At 61.9% G+C, this 21,446-nt stretch carries 21 protein-coding genes; 5 read left to right on the top strand and 16 right to left on the bottom strand.

Annotated elements, in window-relative coordinates; genetic code table 11:
• Positions 1-103 precede the first annotated feature (103 nt).
• Positions 104-4,009 carry an ATP-dependent RNA helicase HrpA gene (hrpA, locus tag IX761_RS02045; protein WP_194787893.1) on the bottom strand — a complete coding sequence of 1,302 codons (3,906 nt, stop codon included), beginning with the start codon at positions 4,007-4,009 and terminating at the stop codon, positions 104-106.
• A gap of 253 nt (positions 4,010-4,262) precedes the next feature.
• Between hrpA and IX761_RS02040 the strand changes: the two genes are divergently transcribed.
• From IX761_RS02040 to IX761_RS02030, 3 genes are all read left to right on the top strand, one after another.
• On the top strand, positions 4,263-4,427 hold the full coding sequence (locus IX761_RS02040) for a hypothetical protein (protein ID WP_194787892.1): 165 nt from the start codon (positions 4,263-4,265) through the stop codon (positions 4,425-4,427).
• A gap of 90 nt (positions 4,428-4,517) precedes the next feature.
• On the top strand, positions 4,518-5,882 hold the full coding sequence (locus IX761_RS02035; protein WP_194787891.1) for a glutamine synthetase family protein: 1,365 nt from the start codon (positions 4,518-4,520) through the stop codon (positions 5,880-5,882).
• A 26-nt stretch (positions 5,883-5,908) separates the two neighbouring features.
• Positions 5,909-7,216 (top strand): NAD(P)/FAD-dependent oxidoreductase, encoded by a 1,308-nt coding sequence (locus IX761_RS02030; protein WP_194787890.1) that lies wholly within the window; start codon positions 5,909-5,911, stop codon positions 7,214-7,216.
• Positions 7,217-7,371: 155 nt separating this feature from the next.
• On the opposite strand, the gene fadD1 is transcribed toward IX761_RS02030, so the two are convergent.
• Both fadD1 and fadD2 read right to left on the bottom strand, forming a co-directional pair.
• On the bottom strand, positions 7,372-9,069 hold the full coding sequence (gene fadD1, locus IX761_RS02025; RefSeq protein WP_194787889.1) for a long-chain-fatty-acid--CoA ligase FadD1: 1,698 nt from the start codon (positions 9,067-9,069) through the stop codon (positions 7,372-7,374).
• Positions 9,070-9,538: 469 nt separating this feature from the next.
• Positions 9,539-11,227, bottom strand: a complete 1,689-nt coding sequence (gene fadD2 / locus IX761_RS02020; protein WP_194787888.1) for a long-chain-fatty-acid--CoA ligase FadD2 — start codon at positions 11,225-11,227, stop codon at positions 9,539-9,541.
• A gap of 202 nt (positions 11,228-11,429) precedes the next feature.
• Between fadD2 and IX761_RS02015 the strand changes: the two genes are divergently transcribed.
• A complete protein-coding gene (locus IX761_RS02015) occupies positions 11,430-12,374 on the top strand; it encodes an alpha/beta hydrolase (RefSeq protein ID WP_194787887.1) in 945 nt (314 codons plus the stop codon).
• Between the two features lie 33 nt (positions 12,375-12,407).
• Positions 12,408-12,878 (top strand): MaoC family dehydratase, encoded by a 471-nt coding sequence (locus IX761_RS02010; RefSeq protein ID WP_194787886.1) that lies wholly within the window; start codon positions 12,408-12,410, stop codon positions 12,876-12,878.
• Positions 12,879-13,120: 242 nt separating this feature from the next.
• Here the strand turns inward: IX761_RS02010 and IX761_RS02005 are convergent, their stop codons facing one another.
• The 13 genes from IX761_RS02005 to IX761_RS01945 all read right to left on the bottom strand — a co-directional run bounded on the left by IX761_RS02005 (position 13,121) and on the right by IX761_RS01945 (position 21,417).
• Positions 13,121-14,359 carry an RNA polymerase sigma factor gene (locus IX761_RS02005; RefSeq protein ID WP_194787885.1) on the bottom strand — a complete coding sequence of 413 codons (1,239 nt, stop codon included), beginning with the start codon at positions 14,357-14,359 and terminating at the stop codon, positions 13,121-13,123.
• Entirely contained in the window at positions 14,359-14,844 is a 486-nt protein-coding gene (locus IX761_RS02000; protein ID WP_194787884.1) for an SRPBCC family protein, read from the bottom strand. Before IX761_RS02000 ends, IX761_RS02005 begins: the two co-directional genes overlap by 1 nt.
• Before the next feature lie 21 nt (positions 14,845-14,865).
• Entirely contained in the window at positions 14,866-15,210 is a 345-nt protein-coding gene (locus tag IX761_RS01995) for a YciI family protein (RefSeq protein ID WP_194787883.1), read from the bottom strand.
• Positions 15,211-15,251: 41 nt separating this feature from the next.
• Entirely contained in the window at positions 15,252-15,677 is a 426-nt protein-coding gene (locus tag IX761_RS01990) for a YybH family protein (protein ID WP_194787882.1), read from the bottom strand.
• Between the two features lie 103 nt (positions 15,678-15,780).
• Positions 15,781-16,233 carry an aminoglycoside 6'-N-acetyltransferase gene (gene aac(6'), locus IX761_RS01985; RefSeq protein WP_194787881.1) on the bottom strand — a complete coding sequence of 151 codons (453 nt, stop codon included), beginning with the start codon at positions 16,231-16,233 and terminating at the stop codon, positions 15,781-15,783.
• A complete protein-coding gene (locus tag IX761_RS01980) occupies positions 16,230-16,697 on the bottom strand; it encodes a GyrI-like domain-containing protein (RefSeq protein WP_194787880.1) in 468 nt (155 codons plus the stop codon). The genes aac(6') and IX761_RS01980 overlap by 4 nt, the downstream gene beginning before the upstream one ends.
• 190 nt (positions 16,698-16,887) lie before the next feature.
• The gene (locus IX761_RS01975) at positions 16,888-17,280 is read right to left on the bottom strand and encodes a hypothetical protein (RefSeq protein WP_194787879.1); all 393 of its coding nucleotides are present in this window, start codon (positions 17,278-17,280) and stop codon (positions 16,888-16,890) included.
• A gap of 71 nt (positions 17,281-17,351) precedes the next feature.
• Entirely contained in the window at positions 17,352-17,741 is a 390-nt protein-coding gene (locus IX761_RS01970; protein WP_194787878.1) for a hypothetical protein, read from the bottom strand.
• Positions 17,742-17,919: 178 nt separating this feature from the next.
• Positions 17,920-18,276, bottom strand: coding sequence for a hypothetical protein (locus tag IX761_RS01965; protein ID WP_194787877.1), 357 nt, complete (start codon positions 18,274-18,276; stop codon positions 17,920-17,922).
• A gap of 81 nt (positions 18,277-18,357) precedes the next feature.
• Positions 18,358-19,050 (bottom strand): hypothetical protein, encoded by a 693-nt coding sequence (locus IX761_RS01960; protein ID WP_228533173.1) that lies wholly within the window; start codon positions 19,048-19,050, stop codon positions 18,358-18,360.
• Between the two features lie 299 nt (positions 19,051-19,349).
• Positions 19,350-19,700 carry a hypothetical protein gene (locus IX761_RS01955; RefSeq protein ID WP_194787876.1) on the bottom strand — a complete coding sequence of 117 codons (351 nt, stop codon included), beginning with the start codon at positions 19,698-19,700 and terminating at the stop codon, positions 19,350-19,352.
• A gap of 159 nt (positions 19,701-19,859) precedes the next feature.
• Complete coding sequence (locus tag IX761_RS01950) at positions 19,860-20,261, bottom strand: hypothetical protein (RefSeq protein WP_194787875.1); 402 nt, start codon at positions 20,259-20,261, stop codon at positions 19,860-19,862.
• Positions 20,262-20,700: 439 nt separating this feature from the next.
• Entirely contained in the window at positions 20,701-21,417 is a 717-nt protein-coding gene (locus IX761_RS01945) for a hypothetical protein (protein WP_228533172.1), read from the bottom strand.
• Positions 21,418-21,446 lie beyond the last annotated feature (29 nt).

Raw genomic sequence — 21,446 nt, 5'->3', positions numbered from 1 at the left:
GCCGCTCCTACAATATCGGCGCTCGTCTGTAGGAGCGGCCTTGTGCCGCAAACGGCCGCACAGCGGCCGCAAATTCCGTCAAGTTTGCCACAACTTGCAACGGTTAGGCTTCCACCTGACTCCACTGCTTGCTCAGTCGTTTGTCGGAAATCGGCACCTTGGTGCCCAACTGCTGCGCGAACAGCGACACGCGGTATTCCTCCAGCAACCAGCGATACAGCATCAACTGCTCATCGCGCTTACCTTCCTGGGCATGCTTGTCGGCACGGGCCTTGTACTGGGCCCAGCAATTGGCCAGCTCGCCGCTCCACACCCGGTCCTTCTGCACCTGCGAGCCCAGCTTCTCCAGGCGCAGTTCAACGGCCTTGAGGTAGCGCGGCAGCTCCTTGAACCACACCCCTGGGGTTTCGCGCACGAAGCCCGGGTACACCAGGTTGGCCAGTTGCTGCTTGATGTCGTTGAGCGCCACCGCCTGGCTCAGGTCGATCTTGCCCTTGAAGCGCTTCTGCAAGCCATGCCACAGCTTGAGCACCTCGAGGGTCTGGCGGGCCAGGCGCTCGGCATGCTCGGCCCATCTGCCGCGCTTGCGCTCGGCCAGCGAAGCCAGGCCGGCGCCATCGCGCGGCAGGGGCTCTTCACCCTCGAGCACACAGCTGTCGAGGCTGGCCAGCAGGATATCCTCGACCAGCGCCTCGACCCGTCCCAGCTCGCGGTACAGCAGGCCCAGTTCGGTCAGCCCCGGCAGCTTGCCGCGCAGGAACTTGGCGGGCTCGGCCAGCTGTTGCAGCAACAGGCGCTGCAACGCGCGGCGGTGCTGGAACTCGGCTTCGGCCAGGGTGGAGAAACGCCCCTCGCGCACCGTGCCGTTGTCCTCGACCAGCGCCGGGTAGACGGTCATCGACAGCCCGGCGATCTTCTGCTGGGCGGTCTGCGCCACCTCGGCGAAGGCCTTGGCCTGCACCGGCTGCTCGGCCTTTTCGTTGCGCGGCAGGGCCAGCGCGGCCTGGCTGGCGGCGGCGAAGCGCGCGGTCAGCTCGGCCAGGTCACGGCCCTCGCCGAGGAACTTGCCCTGGGCGTCGACCACTTCGATGTTCATGCGCAGGTGGCCCTCGACCAGCCCGGCGGCCTCGGCCCAGGCCTCGTCGGACACCCGCGCGCCGGTCATGCGCAGCAGCTCCTGGCCCAATGCCTGAGGCAGCGCGCCCTGGCCGAAGCTCAAGCGCGCCAGCGCCGCCTTGACGAAGTCCGGCACCGGCACGAAGTTCTTGCGCAACGCCTTGGGCAGGTTACGCACCAGGGCGATGCATTTGGCCTCCAGCAAGCCGGGTACCAGCCACTCCAGGCGCTCGCCCGGCAGGTTCGGCAGCAGCGGTGCCGGCACCCGCACGGTCACGCCGTCACGCGGGTGGTTGGGCTCGAAGTGGTAGCTCAGCGACAGGCGCAGATCGCCCACTTGCAGATGGTCCGGGTACTGCGCGGCGGTAACTTCGCTGGCCTCGCGGGCCAACACGTCCTCTTCGCGCATGATCAGCAGGTTGGCATCCTTCTGGCTGGTCATCCGGTACCAGGCGTCGAAGGTCGCGGTCTGGTGGATCTCAGCCGGCAGGCGCGCCTCGTAGAAGGCGTACAGCGTCTCCTCGTCGGCGAGGATGTCGCGGCGGCGGGCCTTGGCCTCCAGTTCGTCGAGCTGTTCGAGCAGGCGCTTGTTGGCCGCCAGGCACTTGGCCCGCGACTGGATCTCGCCACCCACCAGGCCCTCGCGGATGAACAGCTCGCGGGAGGTGACCGGGTCGATGGGGCCATAGTGCACGGGCCGGCGGCCCACCAGGATCAGCCCGTACAGGGTGATCTGCTCGTAGGCCACCACCTGGCCGCGCTTCTTCTCCCAGTGCGGCTCGAAGTGGTTCTTCTTGATCAGGTGGCCCGCCAACGGCTCGATCCAGTCCGGCTCGATCTTGGCCACCATGCGCGCGTACAGCTTGGTGGTCTCAACCAGTTCTGCGGCCATCACCCACTGCGGGCGCTTGCGGCCGATGCCGGACGACGGATGGATCCAGAAGCGGCGCTGGCGCGCCCCTTGGTAGTCGCCTTCCTCGGTCTTCTGCCCGATCTGGCTGAGCAGGCCGCTGAGGATGGCCTTGTGCAGCGGCTGGTAGTCGCAGGCGTCCTTGTTCACCGTCAGTTGCAGGTCGCGGCAGATCAGCGCCAGCTGACGGTGGGCATCACGCCATTCGCGCAGGCGCAGGTAATTGAGGAAGTGCTTGCGGCACCAGTTGCGCAGCGGGTTGGCGGTCAGCGCCTGGCGCTGCTCCTCGAAACCACGCCACAGGTTGACCAGGGCGGCGAAGTCCGAGTCGACGTCCTTCCATTGCGCGTGGGCCTGGTCGGCGGCCTGCTGGCGCTCCGGCGGGCGCTCGCGCGGGTCCTGCACCGACAGGCTGCTGGCAACGATCAGCACTTCCTGCAAGCTGCCCTGGCGCGCGCCTTCGAGCAGCATGCGCCCCAGCCGTGGGTCGATCGGCAGGCGCGCCAACTGGCGGCCCAACGGCGTCAGCTGGTTCTCGCGGTTGACCGCCGACAGCTCCTGCAACAGGTTGAAGCCGTCGCTGATGGCCTTGCCATCCGGCGGCTCGATGAACGGGAAGGCGTCGATGGCACCCAGGCGCAGGTGCAGCATCTGCAGGATCACCGCGGCCAGGTTGGTACGCAGGATCTCCGGGTCGGTGAAGGCCGGGCGGCCGTTGAAGTCGTCCTCGCTGTAGAGGCGGATGCAGATGCCCGGCTCGACCCGGCCGCAACGACCTTTACGCTGGTTGGCGCTGGCCTGCGACACCGCCTCGATGGGCAGGCGCTGCACCTTGGCGCGGTAGCTGTAGCGGCTGATGCGCGCGGTGCCGCTGTCGATCACGTAGCGGATGCCCGGCACGGTCAGCGAGGTCTCGGCGACGTTGGTCGCCAGCACCACGCGCCGGCCGCTGTGGGACTGGAAGATGCGCTGCTGCTCGGCCGGCGACAGGCGCGCGTACAGCGGCAGGATCTCGGTATGGCGCAGTTGCGCCTTGCGCAGCATGTCAGCGGCGTCGCGGATCTCGCGCTCACCGGGCAGAAACACCAGCACATCGCCCGGGCCCTTGCCCTGGCTGCGCTCGTGCTGGGCGATCTCGTCGAGGCTGGCGAGGATCGCCTGGTCGACGGTGAGGTCGTCCTCGATCTGGTTGCCCTCCTCGTCCTGCTCGCTGGTCAGCGGGCGGTACCAGGTCTCGACCGGGTAGGTGCGCCCAGACACCTCGATGATCGGCGCGCCGTCGAAGTGCTGGGAGAAGCGCTCCAGGTCGATGGTCGCCGAGGTGATGATCAGCTTCAGGTCCGGCCGGCGGTGCAGCAGGGTCTTGAGGTAGCCGAGCAAGAAATCGATGTTCAGGCTGCGCTCGTGGGCCTCGTCGACGATGATCGTGTCGTAGCGTTCGAGGAAGCGGTCGTGCTGGGTTTCGGCCAGCAGGATACCGTCGGTCATCAGCTTGACCAGGGTGTTGGCGTCGCTCTGGTCCTCGAAGCGCACCTGGTAGCCGACCAGCGCCCCCAACGGTGTACCCAGCTCTTCAGCGACCCGCGCCGCCACACTGCGCGCGGCGATCCGCCGGGGCTGGGTGTGGGCGATCAAGCCATGGCTGCCACGGCCCAGCTCCAGGCAGATCTTCGGCAACTGGGTGGTCTTGCCAGAGCCGGTCTCGCCGGCGATCACCAGCACCTGGTGCTCGGCCAGGGCTTTCTTGATCTCGTCGCGCTTGGCGGCGATCGGCAGGCTGTCGTCGTAGCGGATGGTCGGCACGCTCTGCTGGCGCGCGGTGACCTGGGCGAAGGAGGCCTGGACCTTGTCCACCCACTGCGCCAGCTTGCCCTCGTCGGGGCGCTTGCGCAGCTCGTGCAGTTGCCGCCGCAGGCGATGGCGGTCGGCGATCATGGCGTGGTCGAGGTTGTTCAGCAGTTGGTCGATGGCGTGGTCTGTCATGGGGCTTTTCAGTGGCGCAGCGGGCGCTGCTCTTTTCATGATCGGCATGCGTTGAGGGGCGGGATTGTCGCAGATTTGCCGACAGATTGCTGTGCGCGGCGACGCCATCGCCGGCAAGCCGGCTCCCACAGGATGGGATTGTGGGAGCCGGCTTGCCGGCGATGGCCGCACCTCCAATGTTTAGCCAAGCGCGGAATGAACATCGCCATACACTGCTTTAATCAACATTCCAGGCCATGTGAGTATCCAAGGCATGCTCCCCGACCCGATCATCGCCCGCCCGCTGTCCCGCCCTTCGCTGCCGAAGGCCAGGGCCCGTGCCGGCGAGAATCCGCTGGTGCACATCATCCTCGCCTTCTGGGCCCTGTGGCACTGCCGTCACGCCCGCCCACCGGACACTTCGCTCGCTTTGCACTGACCCGCTCCGGCCTCATCGCCGGCCATTTCAGTTTGACCGTCCGTAAAACCACGGCGGTCCCGTGCGCCCGTGGGCGCGAGCGAACCCATCATGCACTTTGCTCCAGCCGAGCAGGCCAGACGCTTCCTGGCCGACAACCCCGATATCGACCTGATCGAACTGTTCATCCTCGACGCCAACGGCGTGCCGCGCGGCAAGCTGTTGCACCGTGACGAGCTGCTGGCGGTGTTCGACAGCGGCCGCCCGCTGCCCAGCACCATCCTCGGCCTCACCCTCAACGGTGACGATGTGGAAAACTCCGGCCTGGTCTGGGACGTCGGCGACATCGACTGCCGCGCCTACCCGCTGGAGGGCAGCCTGGTACGCCTGCCCTGGCGCCGCGTGCCGACCGCCGCGGTGCAGGTCAGCATGCATCCCAGCGAAGGCCTGCCGGCCAGCATCGCCGACCCGCGCCATGTGCTGCTGCGGGTGATCGAGGCGCTCAAGGCCGATGGCTACCACCCGGTGATGGCCTGCGAGCTGGAGTTCTACCTGCTCGACCAGCAGCGCGACGCCCAGGGCCGCCCGCAACCGGCCCTGGACAACGACGGCGGCCGCCCGCGCACCACCCAGGTGTACGGCTTGCGCGAACTGGAGCAGATCGAACCCTTCCTCGCCGACCTCTACGCCGCCTGCAAGGCGCAAGGGATTCCGGCGCGCACGGCGATCTCCGAATACGCCCCCGGCCAGGTGGAAATCACCCTGGAACACGGCGACGCGCTGCAAGCCATGGACCAGGCCGTGCGCTACAAACGCCTGGTCAAGGGCATCGCCCACGCCCACGGCATGCAGGCCTGCTTCATGGCCAAGCCGTTCGCCCAGCTGGCCGGCACCGGCATGCACATGCACCTGAGCCTGGCCGACGCCGACGGCCACAACCTGTTCGCCAGCGAAGACAAGGCCGGCACCCCGCTGCTGCGCCAGGCCGTGGCCGGCATGCTGCGCCACCTGCGCGAGTCGCTGCTGCTGTTCTGCCCCAACGCCAACTCGTACCGCCGCTTCCAGGCCAACAGCTACGCGCCGCTGGCCCCCACCTGGGGCGTCGACAACCGCACCGTGAGCCTGCGCGTACCGGGCGGGCCGGCCAACAGCCGGCATGTGGAGCACCGCATCTGCGGCGCCGACGCCAACCCCTACCTGGCGGCCGCGGCGATCCTCGCTGCCAGCCACCAGGGCATCCGTGAACAGCTCGACCCCGGTGCGCCGGTCGAAGGCAACGGTTATGCCCAGGCCAGCGAACACCTGCCCACCGACTGGCTGACCACCCTCGACGCCCTGGAGCAGTCGCCCTGGGCACGCGAAGCCTTCGGCGCGGACTTCCTCGGTGTGTACCTGAAGGTCAAGCGCGCCGAGTACCGCCAGTTCATGGCCGAAGTCAGCGAACAGGACTGGCGCTGGTACCTGCACCAGGCCTGAGCCCAGCACTACAACAAGGAACACTCATGAACGCAGCAGTGAACAAGGGGCCGGCCCAGCGCGCGCCGTCCTACTACAGCGCCACCCTCAACGACGCCACCGAGTACCCCACGCTCAAGGGCACGGTGCAGGTCGACGTGGCGATCATCGGTGGCGGCTTCACCGGCGTGGCCACCGCGGTGGAACTGGCAGAACGCGGCTTGAAGGTGGCCATCGTCGAGACCAACCGCATCGGCTGGGGCGCCAGTGGCCGCAACGGCGGCCAGGTCACCGGCAGCCTGTCGGGCGACGAGGCCATGCGCACGCAGATGCGTGATCGCCTGGGCGCCGAGGTGGACGACTTCATCTGGCACCTGCGCTGGCGCGGGCACCAGATCATCGAGCAGCGGGTGGAGCGCTACGGCATCGCCTGCGACCTCAAGCGCGGCCACCTGCACACCGCGATGAAGCCTTCGCACATGACCGAGCTGCGCGCCTTCGAGGCCGAGGCCCAGCGCCGCGGCATGGGCGACCAGGTGCAGCTGCTCGACCAAAGCGCCATGGCCCGCCACCTGGAGAGCCCGCTGTACATTGGCGCGCTGAAGAACCAGCGCAACCTGCACCTGCACCCGCTCAACCTGTGCCTGGGTGAAGCCCGCGCCGCCCACAGCCTGGGCGCGCTGATCTTCGAAAACTCCGAGGTGCTGGAGATCGTCCATGGCCCGCGCCCGGCGGTGGTCACCGCCCAGGGGCGAATCGAGGCACGCCAGGTGATGCTGGCCGGCGACGTCTACCACAAGCTGGAAAAGCGCCAGCTCAAGGGCAAGATCTTCCCGGCCATGGGCGGCATCGTCACCACCGCGCCGCTGGGCGAGCTGGCGGCGCAGATCAACCCGCAGGACCTGGCGGTGTACGACTGCCGCTTCGTGCTCGACTACTACCGCCTGACTGCCGACAAGCGCCTGTTGTTCGGTGGCGGCGCCAACTATTCCGGGCGTGACTCGCGGGACATCGAAGCCGAGCTGCGCCCGTGCATCGAGCGCACGTTCCCGGCGCTCAAGGGCGTGCCGATTGAGTTCAAGTGGAGTTGCGCCATGGGCATCGTGGTCAACCGCATCCCGCAGCTGGGCAAGCTGTCGGACAACGTCTGGTATTGCCAGGGCTATTCCGGGCATGGCGTGGCCACCAGCCACATCATGGGCGAGATCATGGCCGAGGCCTTGACCGGGACGCTGGAGAAGTTCGACACCTTCGCGGCGTGCAAGCACATCAAGGTGCCGGTGGGGGATTTGTTGGGCAATCCGCTGCTTGCGGCGGGGATGTGGTACTACCAGATGCTCGAAAAATTGCGCTGAATCTTAAGCTGAGCGCTTTTGTAGGAGCGGCCTTGTGTCGCGAAAGGGCCGCAAAGCGGCCCCAGGATTTCAGTACTGATGCAGAAATTGCTGGGGCCGCTTCGCGGCCCTTTCGCGGCACAAGGCCGCTCCTACAGCGATCGCACAGGTAGCTATCAGGCGATCTTTTTCAGGCCCTGCTTCTTCAGCTCTTCATCACGCAGCTCGCGGCGCAGGATCTTGCCGACGTTGGTGGTCGGCAGCGCGTCGCGGAACTCGATGTAGCGCGGCACCTTGTAGCCGGTGACGTTGGCGCGCATGTGCTCCATCACCTGCTCCTTGGTCAGGGTCATGCCCGGCTTGACCACGATGAACACCTTGATCACCTCGCCAGACTTCTCGTCCGGCACGCCGATGGCTGCGCATTGCAGCACACCCGGCAAGGCGACGAGCACGTCTTCGAGCTCGTTGGGGTACACGTTGAAGCCCGAGACCAGGATCATGTCCTTCTTGCGGTCGACGATGCGCATGTAGCCGTCAGCCTGGATCACGGCGATATCACCGGTCTTCAGCCAGCCGTTGCTGTCGAGGATCTCGGCGGTGGCGTCTTCACGCTGCCAGTAGCCCTTCATTACCTGCGGGCCCTTGATGCACAGCTCGCCCACTTCACCCAGGGGTAGTTCCTGGCCGTTGTCGTCGATGACCTTGCACAGCGTGGACGGCACCGGAATGCCGATGGTGCCGACCTGGTTGGCGTCGGACGGGTTGACCGTGGCCACCGGGCTGGTCTCGGTCATGCCGTAGCCTTCGCAGATGGCGCAACCGGTGACGGTGCGCCAGCGCTCGGCCACGCTCTGCTGCAGCGCCATGCCGCCGGACAGGGTGATCTTCAGCGCCGAGAAGTCCAGGTTGCGGAAGGTTTCGTTGTTGCACAGGGCGACGAACAGGGTGTTGAGCCCGACGAAGCCGCTGAACTTCCACTTGCCCAGCTCCTTGACCATGGCCGGCAGGTCGCGTGGGTTGCTGATCAGCACGTTGTGGTTGCCGATCAGCATCATCGCCATGCAATGGAAGGTGAACGCGTAGATGTGGTACAGCGGCAGCGGGGTGATGAGGATCTCGCAGCCTTCGTGCAGATTCGAGCCCATCAGCGCCCGGCACTGCAGCATGTTGGCCACCAGGTTGCGGTGGGTGAGCATCGCGCCCTTGGCAACGCCCGTGGTGCCGCCGGTGTACTGCAGCACGGCGACATCGCCGGACTGTGGGTTGGCCTCGGTGACCGCGCCGCCCCTGCCCAGCGCCAGTGCGTCGTTGAAGCGCACGGCGTTGGGCAGGTTGTAGGCCGGCACCATTTTCTTCACGTACTTGATGACGCTGTTGATCAGCAAGCGCTTGAGCGGTGGCAACAGGTCGGCCACTTCGGTGACAATGACGTGCTTGACCTGGGTCTTGGGTACGACCTTTTCAGCCAGGTGGGCCATGTTGGCCAGGCACACCAGCGCCTTGGCCCCGGAATCGTTGAACTGGTGCTCCATTTCCCGCGCGGTGTACAGCGGGTTGGTGTTGACCACGATCAAGCCGGCGCGCATGGCACCGAACACGACGACGGGGTATTGCAGGACGTTGGGCAGCTGCACGGCGATACGATCGCCGGGCTTGAGGTCGGTATGCTGTTGCAGCCAGGCAGCGAAGGCGCCCGACAGCGCATACAGCTCGCCGTAGGTGATGGTCTTGCCCAGGTTGCTAAAGGCTGGTTTGTCGGCGAAACGTTGGCAGGATTGCTTGAGTACCGCCTGGATATTGGGGAATTCGTCAGGATTGATGTCCGCCGTAATTCCGGCTGGGTACTTATCCTTCCAAAAATGTTCGATCATGGAAGCCCGCTCCTTCAGCAACAGCGAATTCGGTACGCGTCGATGCGCTTATTATTGATATGGGAGGCCGGCTCATTGCAAACCGGATCCTCTGAAAGCGCGCCGAGCGTAACAGCTTTGTTCGGGGTCGCCTAGAGGCCGAAATGGGCCAGCAGGTCACAAAAATGACTCTATGAACAATACAGGTCATTTTTAGAGTAATTATCCAAAATGTCGCGAATTCGGCTGAATTGTCCGCGCTAGAGCCGCACGCCCGCCCTTGTAGGAGCGGCCTTGTGTCGCGAAAGGGGTGCGCAGCGCCCCCAGGATCTGGAAGCACACCTCTAAATCGCCGGGGCCGCTTTGCGGCCCTTTCGCGGCACGAGGCCGCTCCTACAGCAATAGCGCTCTTCTCAAGCGCCACTCTGTACCTGTGGGAGCCGGCTTGCCGACGATGGCGTCAGCAGGGCCCCACAGGATCTTGCTCCTTTCACGCGATATCGCGCAGCTCCCGGCGCAGGATCTTGCCCACCGGCGTCATCGGCAGCGATTCACGCAGCACGATATGCTTGGGCACCTTGTAGCCGGTGAAGTTGGCCTTGCAGAAGGCCTTGAGCTCTTCCACGCTCACCCCGCCCGCCCGTGGCACCACGAACAGCTTCACCGCCTCGCCGGAGCGCTCGTCGGGCACGCCGATAGCGGCGCAGCTGGCCACCTGCGGATGGCTCATCAGCACGTCCTCGATTTCGTTGGGGTACACGTTGAAGCCCGAGACGATGATCATGTCCTTCTTGCGGTCGACGATGCGGGTGAAGCCGTCGGGGTCGATGACCGCGATGTCGCCGGTACGGAACCAACCGTCCGCATCCAGCGCCTGGGCAGTGGCCTCCGGCTGCTGCCAGTAGCCCTTCATCACCTGCGGCCCCTTGATGCACAGCTCGCCGCGCTCACCCAGTGGTTGCTCGACACCGTCGTCGTCGATCACCTTGAACGCCGTGCCCGGCACCGGGATGCCCACCGTGCCCAGACGCGCCAGCTGGCCGTAGGGGTTGGTGCTGGCCACCGGCGAGGTTTCGGTGAGGCCGTAGCCCTCGACGATACGACAGCCCGTCAGTGCCTCCCAGCGCTCGGCGGTGGCCTTGACCAGTGCGGTGCCGCCGGAATTGGTGACCTTGAGCGCGGAGAAGTCCAGGGCCTTGAAGCCCGGGTGGTCCATCAGCGCGACGAACAGCGTGTTCAACCCCAGCAGCGCCGAGAAACGCCACTTGCCCAGCTCCTTGATGAAGCCGGGAATATCACGCGGGTTGGTGATCAGCACGTTGTGGTTGCCGGTGACCATCATGCACATGCAGTTCGCGGTGAAGGCATAGATGTGGTACAGCGGCAGCGGCGCGATCATCACCTCCTGCCCTTCCTTGATCAGCGGCTGGCCGTCGGGGCCGGGCTGGGCGAAGCAGGCCAGCACCTGGAGCATGTTGGCCACCAGGTTGCCGTGGGTGAGCATGGCGCCCTTGGCCAGGCCAGTGGTGCCACCGGTGTACTGCAGCACCGCGACATCCTCCTGCACCTGCGGCACCGGCTTGTGGGTGAGCCCGCGCCCTTCACGCAGCACCTGCTTGAACGACACCGCCTGGGGCAGTTGATAGGCGGGCACCATCTTCTTCAGCTTGTCGACCACGGTATTGACCAGCCAGCCCTTGGCGGTGGGCAGCAGGTCGCCCATCTTGGCCTCGATCAGGTAGTCGATGCCGGTGTCGGCCAGCACCTCCTGCACGCGGCTGCCGAACATGTTCAGGTACACCAGTGCCCGAGCGCCGGAGTCCTTGAACTGGTGGCGCATCTCCCGCGCGGTGTACAGCGGGTTGGTGTTGACCACGACCAGCCCGGCGCGCATGGCGCCGAACACGGCGATGGGGTATTGCAGGACGTTGGGCATCTGCACCGCGATGCGGTCGCCCGGCTTGAGGTCGGTGTGCTGCTGCAGCCAGGCGGCGAAGGCCGCGGAATGGCATTCGAGCTCGGCGTAGCTGAGGGTGACACCCAGGTTGCTGAACGCCGGGCGATCGGCGAAACGCTTGCAGGAGCGTTCGAACACCTCGACGACGGAGGTGTAGCTGCTCATGTCAATGGTGGAAGGCACGCCCGCCGGGCGCTTGTCGTTCCAGAAATCGGCTTGCATTTATTGTTGGTCCTCTGCCGGAGCGTCCCTTGACCTGATTGCCGGCTGGCAAAAAGGCGTTCTGCCGACGTTAGCAGTTCGTGCAAAGGTGGCAAATACGCCAAGTGCTGCCATTAACATTGTGAATCTTATTTGTGCCCTTCCTGCAATCCGGGCGGTTGCGCATACACTGTCCGACGAACCCCGCGCGCAAGGATCCGCCATGCCCCACGACGCCTTCTGGCTGCCCGCCAGCGAGCACTGCAGCCTCTACGTGCACCAGTGGCTGCCGGCCACGCCGGTCAAGGCCGTGGTGTTGCTGGCCCATGGCATGGCCGAGCATGCCGGGCGCTACCAGCGCCTGGGGCAGGCGCTGAACGCCGCCGGCTACGCCCTGTTCGCTCCCGACCAGCGCGGCCACGGGCGCACCGCCGAGCTGGGCCACCTCGGCCTGTTCGCCAGCCACAATGGCTGGAATGCCGTGGTCAACGACCTGGGCCTGCTGGCCCAGCACATCGGCCAGCTGTTCCCCGGCACCCCCCTGTTCCTGTTCGGCCACAGCATGGGCAGCTACATCGCCCAGGCCTACCTGCTGCACCACAGCGCCAGCCTGCAAGGGGCGATCCTCAGCGGCTCGAACTTCCAGCCGGTGGCGCTGTACCGCGCGGCGCGCCTGATCGCCCGGCTCGAAGCCTGGCGCCAGGGGCCGCTGGGCAAGAGCGCGCTGATCGACTGGTTGTCGTTCGGTTCGTTCAACAAGGCCTTCAAGCCCAACCGCACGGCGTTCGACTGGCTTAGCCGCGACCCCGACGAGGTGGACAAGTATGTCGCCGACCCGCTGTGCGGCTTTCGTTGCAGCAACCAGCTATGGCTTGACCTGCTGCAAGGCCTTGCGCAGATCAGCCAGCCGAAGCACCTGGCGCAGATCGATCCGAACCTGCCGTTGCTGGTGACCGGCGGCGAATGTGATCCGGTGAGTGCCGGCAAGCGTCTCACCGTTCTGGCCGATGCCCTGCGCGCGAACGGCAACCGTCATGTACAGTTGCACGTTTACCCCGGCGCACGGCACGAAGTGCTCAACGAAACCCATCGCGACGAGGTCACCGCCGACATCATCGCCTGGCTGGAGCAGGCGCTGGCCCTTGGCCGCCCTGCCCGCAGTGAATGATAGGCGCCCTCCCTCGCCCTCAAGGAAGCCCCGATGACCCAGGTCACCAACACGCCCTACGAAGCCCTCGAAGTCGGCCAGAAAGCCGTATACGAAAAGTCTGTGGAAGAGCGCGACATCCAGCTGTTCGCCGCGATGTCCGGTGACCACAACCCGGTGCACCTGGATGCCGAGTTCGCGGCCAAGAGCATGTTCAAGGAGCGTATCGCCCACGGCATGTTCAGCGGCGCGCTGATCAGCGCCGCAGTGGCCTGCACCCTGCCTGGCCCCGGCACCATCTACATAGGCCAGAAGATGAGCTTCCAGAAGCCGGTGAAGATCGGCGACACCCTGACCGTGCGCCTGGAAATCCTCGAAAAGCTGCCCAAGTTCAGGGTGCGCATCGCCACCAACGTGTACAACCAGAACGACGAACTGGTGGTTGAGGGCGAAGCCGAGATTCTCGCCCCGCGCAAGCAGCAGACCGTCGAGCTGGTGAGCCCGCCGAATTTCGTCGCCAGCTGATACACCGCCAGGGAGACTTGCAGGCCCCTTTCGCCGGCAAGCCGACTTGTCGGCTTACACGTGCTTGTAGGAGCGGCCTTGTGTCGCGAAAGGGCTGCAAAGCAGCCCCGACCATTCGTGCCGCGCAATCGATCGCCGGGGCCGCCCTGCGGCCCTTTCGCGACACAAGGCCGCTCCTACACAAGCCGAGTGTTCACCTGGCATCTGTGGGAGCGGGCTTGCCCCGCAATGCGCTCAGGCGCTCAGCCCAGCTCGCGCAAGCGCCGTTCGATATGCCGTCGCTCCGGCCCCTGCCGGGTCAGCGCCAGCGCCCGTCGCCAGGCCTCCCGGGCCTGTTCGATGTGGCCCAGCTGGCGGTGCAGCTCGGCCCGCGCGGTGTGGGCCAGGTGGTAATCAGCCAGCTCGCCGCGCCCCAGAATCGCCTCGATCACCCGCAACCCCGCCTCGGCGCCATCGCGCCGGGCCAACGCTGCCGCGCGGTTGAGCTCGATCACTGGTGACGGCCAGTGCCGCTGCAACAGCTCGTACAAGCCGACGATCTCATCCCAGTCCGTGGCCTGCGCGCTGGGCGCCTCGGCATGCACCGCGGCAATCGCCGCCTGCACGCTGTAGGGCCCCAAATCCCCACTGCGCAGCGCCTGGCGCACCAGTTGGCAGCCTTCTTCGATCTGCGCCCGGTCCCACAAGCCGCGGTCCTGTTCATCGAGCACCACCAACTCACCCTCGGCATCGCTGCGCGCGCGCTGGCGCGAGGCCTGCAGCAGCATCAATGCCAGCAGGCCGAGCACTTCGGCGTCCGGCAGCAACTGCGCCAGCAGCCGCCCCAGGCGGATCGCCTCGTCGGTCAGGGCCTGGGTCACCACATCCTCGCCGGCCGATGCCGAATAGCCCTCGTTGAACACCAGGTAGATCACCCGCAACACGCTGTCCAGTCGCTCGGGCAGCTCCGCCAGCGCGGGCACCTGGTAGGGGATTTTCGCATCGCGGATCTTCGCCTTGGCGCGCACGATGCGCTGGGCGATGGTCGCCGGGCTTTGCAGGAAGGCCCGGGCGATCTGCTCGGTGGTCAGGTCGCAGACCTCACGCAGGGTCAGCGGCACCTGGGCATCGAACGCCAGCGCCGGGTGGCAGCAGGTGAAGATCAGCCGCAGGCGGTCGTCGGCCAGCAGTTCTTCGTCGCTGGGGTCTTGCCCCTGGCCTTCGAGCAGCATGATCAGGTCGGCCTGGGAGCGGTCGAAACGCGCGCGCCGGCGCAGCGCGTCGATGGCCTTGAAGCGCCCGGTGGACACCAGCCAGGCCCGTGGGTTGTCGGGGATACCATCGCGCTGCCAGCGCTCCACGGCAATGAAGAAGGCATCGTGCAGGGCCTCCTCGGCCAGGTCGAAGTCCCCCAGCAGGCGGATCAGGGTCGCCAGGATGCGCCGCGAGTCGCGACGGTAAACGGCCTCGACCTCGGCGCGCACCTGCTCCGCCGCCGCCATCAGTCAGGCATCCGCTGGGTCACTACCTCCACCAGGCGGTCCAGGCTCTCTCCCCAGCCCTGATGGAAGCCCATTTCCTCATGGGCGCGGCAGTCGGCGGCGTTCCAGTGCCAGGCACATGCGGTGTAGCGGGTCTTGCCGTGTTCCTCGTCAAAGCTGACCACAGCGGTCATGAAGGCTTTGTCCGACGGCACCCAGCCGGGGCGGAAGGCGTCGGTGAACACCAGCTTGTGCGGCGGATGAATCTCCAGGAACACCCCCTGGTGCGGGTACTCGCTGCCGTCGGGCGCGCGCATCAGGGTGCGGAACAGCCCGCCCGGCCACAGCTGCATCTCGCATTCGGGGGTGGTCATGCCGTGCGGCCCCCACCACTGCATCAGCCACTCGGGCTCGGTCCAGGCGCGGAACACCTTGGCCGGCGGGGCGTCGATCAAACGGCTGATGGCCAGCGCGTGCTGGGGTTGCGGCGGTTCTGGCAAAGTCATTGTTGTTGTTCTCCGTCCAGGTCAGGGTTGCAGTTCACGCACCGGCCGCACCTCGACACTGCCGACCCGTGCCGCCGGGATGCCCTTGGCGATGTTCAGCGCCTCGTTGAGGTCGCGGGCATCCACCAGGTAGAAGCCGGCCAGTTGCTCCTTGGTTTCGGCGAACGGGCCGTCGGTGAGGCTCATCTGCCCCCCGCGCACCCGTACCGTGGTGGCGGTCTGCACCGGCTTGAGCGCCTCGGCGGCGAGCATCCACCCCGAGCCCTGGATGGACTCGGCGTAGGCCATGCACTCGGCGTCTTCGGGGCTGTCGGGCAGGCTGTGCAACAGCGCTTCGTCACAATAGACCAGGCACAGGTATTTCATGATCGTCTCCGGCGTGAATGGGCGATGGGCGGTCGTCGCGTTCAGGGCTTGAGGTTGAACAGGGCTTTTTGCGTTTCCATGTCGAACGGCGCCGACCAGTGCTCATGCACCACCTGCCACTGGCCCCCGGTGCGCCGGTAGCCCACGGTGGCGCGCATGAAACCGCACTGGCTCTCGTCCTCCGCCGGGCCGCAACGGTTGAGCCAGTGGGCCAGCCCCAGGTCGCCGTCGGCGTGCACCGTCAGCTGCGCCAGTTCGAAGACCATGGCCCCGGTGCACATGTTCATGCACATCTCCCAGTGCGCCCGATAGGCGGCCTTGCCCTTGAATTGCAGGGCCTGGATGGCATCGAAGGCGACGATGTCGTCGGCGTAGGGCGCCACGATCTTGTCGACGTCGCGGTCGCGCACGGCTTGCATCCAGCCCTCGATCAGTTGACGGAGCTCTGTTTCGGCTGCGGTGTTCATCAGCATTCCCTCGGCAGATTCATCAGCGGGTGGCACCAAAGCACAGCGGCGCCTTCAACACTGGTCGAACGGGAAAACGGCAAATCGACAGCCAGCGCAAAAATCAGCCGAGGGGCGCCACCGGCTTAAGGAAGTACACCACCCGCTCGGTCTCGGCAAAGCCCAGCGCCGCGTGCATCCGCTGGCTGCCCAGGTTGTCCAGCGCGGCGTCCGAGGCCAGCTCACTGCAACCCCTGGCCGCCGCCCAGCGCTCGACAGCCGCGATCAGTGCACGGGCGACGCCCTGCCCGCGCCCGGCCGGCTCGACATAGATGCCTTCGAGAAAGGCCACCGGCGAGGTGCTGCTGCCGTTGACGTAGTCGTGGCGCACCGACGCCTCGGCCAGCCCCAGCGCCCGGCCCTGCTCATCCAAGGCCAACAGGGCCACCAGCGTGTCGGGGCGGCGGGCGATGTCGGCCATCTCGTCCCGGTGCTCGGCCGCCGGGCAGCCTGGCCAGAGGGCGCTGCGCAGGTGCAGCCAGGCCGGGGTGGTCGAGTCGCTACAGGTTTCGATCATTTGCGCTCCAGGGGAATCCAGATTTCCATCAGCGCTTGCGGCTCCGCCGGGTCGTAGCCGGCCGGGTAGCGCTCGAACACGGCGGCGTCGGCCTGGCGCTCGCCCGAGGCCGGCAGCCGCTGCTCGAAGATGGCGTCGAAGGTCGCCTTGAGGCCCTGCAAGCTGCCCCGGTGTTCGAACACCGCGTAGTGCTGGGGGGCCAAGACCAGGCGGGTGAAACCTTCGGGGAGCGTGGCCGTGCCGGTCACCTCGACACCTGCCAGGTAGTCGAATGCGCCCTGGCCATCGGGGTTGTAGCACACGCCGTAGCTGTCGTGGCCGTGCTGGCCGGGGACGTGGCCCAGCATCGGGGCGAAACGCTGCCAGAGCAGCTTGAGCTCGGCCAGGCGGGTGAAGTCATAGCGCTCGGACAGGCCAGCCAGGGTCAGCGTGCGGCCATCCTCGAAACGGGTGGGTGTGGTCATGGTTGATCAGGTCTCGGTGGGCGCGTTCCCCCGGAGCTTCGCGGGTGGCGGCGCGCATTGCCTTATGGGTCAGAGGCACGGTAGTAACGCCTTGGGCTGGCGTCAATCCGCGGTGCGAGGGGCTTATGCACTCGACGATGCCCACCCTATTGTTTCAACTCGACGTAAGCTGACCCTGCATGCCACAACATCACTCAAGTCGTGCCCTGTGCACACAGTCGCTATCCCCAAAATACACATGTACTCGCTTTGTGGAGTCAAGTAACCAGAACACGTAGGCCGTAGTTTCATTGATCAGCACCTGCAAATCCTCCTTTCGCTCGAACTTCCAGGCATGCCAAGCCCTATCCACCACCAACAAATATACAAAGTCTTCTTCTTGTTCTGCGATCAGCCTCCAGAATTCGGCATCATAGTACCTATAAGCGCCCACCATATGATAGGAGTCTAAACTTCCGCAGCCGCCATAAAAATTACAATCTAGATAATCGAGCAACTCGCGTAAAGCATCCTTTTCGAGTCGCTCGACCTCAAGGGCATTCGATGATATTTCTTCTTCAATCTCGACCTTTAAGTAATTCACCCGATCATCCCTTCCCTACAAACACCCTTACCATCACCGATCACCGCAGTCAGCGCTGTGATCAGAACAAACTAAGCCCGCGACCACACAACCTCGTCACTGTCTCCACAGAACACCAACACCTTTTTTGTAGCATCAAGCAACCAGTATATAAATCCAGTGGTTTCACTTAACAGCAATTGCAAATCTTCTGGCGTTCTAAACTGCCAGGCATGCCACTCATTATCCAGCACCAGCAAATAGACAAACCTTTCCTTCTGACAAGCCACCTTTTTCCAGAAATCAGCATCATAACTACAAGAGGCCTCCCTGATATAATTAGGATCCATGCCACCACCAGACTTATAAAAAGAGCCTTCCACATAGCGCAGGAAGTCATCCAGGTCCGCCTCAAGCACACGAGCGACCTCGATAGAATTCTGCAACAATTCCTCTTCAATTTCCCTTTGCAAATAATTCATCTCGCCTCACTCATACTTACTTTACCTTGCATGCCGCGCTCACTCACCGAAACTTCAGAGCGAAGATCTTAGCGCCGTCGCTTAGCAGCACTGACGTTCACCCTCCAAATCTGGAGGCAACCACCCTAAAACTCAAAATCGATGCGAGCTCACTCTACACACGACCAAACCACTTCATTCAATCTAACAGCAACCCCCTGATATACGAACTACGCACACCACCGCCAATCCAAAAATTTCTCACAGCACTCAAAACCTCCAGATCACCATGAAGAGCGGAATAAGCTCTTGCATGAAGGCAATGAACGACTCCCTTACATCTCTTGAAATCAAATAAGCTCTCCACCAGGACGCAGCCAATTGCGGCCCGCACCATCCAAGGTTCCTTGCGCGCGTCAAGAATTTTAATCGCCGGAGCAATCAAGGAAACATCAGCCAAAATAATCTCCCAATCCTCCCCCATGTCCTCAGCTGGGAGGCCCAACAACCTTGCAACTCGCAAACACACATCCGGCGGCGCGCCAAAGTACTCCATAAATTCCTCTCAACCAAACTCCCTGCCCATCTAAGAAAATTGCATCCAAACAAATTATGAAACCCTGCAAGACTTATCCATCTACAGAACGCGCCCAGCGCGATAAGAACCATCACAGAGCTCCACCAACTTATCACAAGCAGTTATTATCGCCACCTTATCTGAAGCACCCCCTACGGAATGGATATTATTCTTACACCAATTTCTAATATAACTAGCACCTACCAAAACAGAACAAGTGATACGCTCACCCATAAACTCAAAGACCATACCCCTATCACAGCCAAACACCTCCCCCTCCTTCACGTACACCCCAGCGACACCTACTCCCATACCCCCACCTTTAACCAAACAATCCAACAACTGTAAAATTTTACTATTTCCACACGCATCCAAAGAAAGAAAAATAGCAAGCAGACACTCACCTGAAATCTCACTCCGAGTGAGGCTACTCATTCCGTCGTAGAGGCTAACCAACTTATTACATGCTTTGAGCGTTGACTGCCTTTCAACGACCACGTTTCTATAACACCATTCCTCTATGAACCTCGCACCAGCCTCCATAGAGCAAATAACATGCTCACCATTATATTCAAACGACATGTCAAACCCATCAGAATCCAAGTAACTCGGAATACTCAGAGGATCACTATCACAACCCAATGAAATATCCGACATTTCCGTACCCACCCCTTCAAAGTCAAGCAGCCGTTCAATTAGCACCCCAATAAAACCCACACCATCAATAGCTGCAGGGATGTTGAAATCAAGCATACAGGTGCTCATTATCTCTCTATCAACAACGCTAAACACATTAACCTCTCTATAAGATGGATAAACATCAGAGCCTGCCCTGATATTCTTGCCAGAACAAACGATAAGACTTATGTCGCCGCAACATGGAACACAGGAGCCATCCTTCGCGCCAATCATTTCATTGCACTTACTCAAAACAGCCGCCAACCCTCCAAATTACAACTTACCCGTAGCATGTAGAGCTTCATCAGAGACCGTTTCGGCATGATCACCATGCCTATACAAGCCCGCCCTCTTCATTCTTAGCACTTAGCACTTCACCCCTTATAAGCCCTCCTCCCTCTTTCAAAATCACTATAAAGACTCACCAATCTTTTACAGTCATTCATCACCACTTCCCTTTCAATTACCACGTTCTCTTCACACCACCACTCAATATATTTAGCCCCTTCCAGCATTGAACAAATAACATAGCTTTCCATATACTCAAAAGACATCTCAAGCCCACCCGACTCTAGATAGTCCGGCACATTACCTAAATCCTCATCACACCCAAGAAAAACTCCAGACATCTCCAAGCCGACACTTTCAAACCTCAACAAACCATCCAGCAAAACCCTTACAAAGCACCGACACTCCAAACTAGAGGTATCATTGAATATATCCATACAGATACCCATTATCTTCCTACCCGCAGCACTATGCATAACTAATCACCTATAAGATGGCGTAAACCTCTTAAACACTTAATTGCATGCCTCCTCCCTATCTCCATTGACTCCCCGCCCCCATCAAGCACAGCTAAATACCCAAAACCTCACTCCTCTTTAGCGTCCCCTACAACCGTTAGCGACTCCTGAGCCTTCAACCTCTCTAAACAACACCATCTCAGCACACTTCTCAAGCACCCTCTCCCTATTCTCCGAAACGTTAACTTCACACCATTGCAAAACAGCTAGAGCCCCTTCAGGCATTGGACAAACAAAATACTCACCCATAAACTCAAATGACATATCAAAACGCCCTAAAAAAACATTGTTCGGTATGTCTTCCGGCCCTGCGGGCTCTGCATCACACCCAAGAAAGACGCTTGACATCTCCATGCCAATACCCTCAAGCCTTAAGAGCGAGTCAATCATTACCTCAAGAAGACTTCCGCACTCCACATCTCTGCAACCCCTGAAGCCCGTTAAACATAAGTCAAATACCTCACACTTCATGACATTCATAATTAAACTCACTCCGCTTTCGAATGAAAATTTCTTACCACCTTTGTCTCCATGTCTAAATACACCCTAAAGCCCATACAATCACAACTCGAATCATACAGCCTACTTCCATTTTTAATCGCCTCATAACACCTAACAACGCCGTTCGCGACCCTGACAAATAGACCTTATTTATCGAGATACCCATATAAGCATTCCACCAAAACACATTCGATAGCAGCCCTAACCATCCAAGGCGCCTTACACCTTTCAAGAATATGAATCACTGGAGAAATCAAGCGAACGTCGGCTAGAATTATTCTCCAATCCCCTCCCATCTCTTCAACAGCTAGACCTAGCAGTTCGGAAACTCGCGCACACAAATCTGACGACGCCCCATAGTACGTCATCAAGCCCCTTCGAAATCCGCTCCATATTAGATTACCAAACCCATACCTTTTTAAGTTCCAAATCTAGCGTCATCATACCCCTTGTAGAGCTCCACCAACTTATCACACGCAGCCATTATCACTGACCTTTCAGAACCCATATCTTCAGAGCGGACATTTTTCCCACACCAATCACGAATATAACAAGCCCCCACAGACATAGAGCAAACAACGTACTCCCCCATAAACTCAAATGACATTTTACCTCCTTTAGGATTCAGGTAAGCCGGGATGTTATCTGGATCCTCATCGCACTCCAGGTACACTCCCGACATACCTACCCCCACCCCATCGAAACTCAAAAGACACTCCAACAAAACCCCAACATAGCTATTCACCTGCAAACTGGAGTAAAGATAAAAATCCAACAAGCTATTTTTCGGAACACCACTACTCACAAGATTAGTCATGCCGCCATAAAGCCCCACCAGCTTTCTACTGAGACAAACCACTGACTCCCTTTCAAAAACCACATTTTTATCACACCACTCCTCTATATACTTCGCACCTTCAAGCATGGAGCAAACAACATACTCATCCATATATTCAAACGACATACAAAACCCATCAGCATCCAAATAGTCTGGAATACTGCGCGGGTCGCTATCACACCCTAGGAAGACCCCCGACATTTCTGTACCAATACCTTCAAGGCTTAACAGCCGATCAAGCAGAACAGCAATAAAACTTTCACGCTCCAAACTTTTACACAAATTGAAATCAAGCATGCAAGCCCCCATCACCCCCAAATCATTCT

Origin of the sequence: Pseudomonas sp. UFMG81 (assembly GCF_015354575.1) — a bacterium.
GTDB lineage: Bacteria > Pseudomonadota > Gammaproteobacteria > Pseudomonadales > Pseudomonadaceae > Aquipseudomonas.
This window is presented reverse-complemented; position numbering and strand designations above follow the sequence as displayed.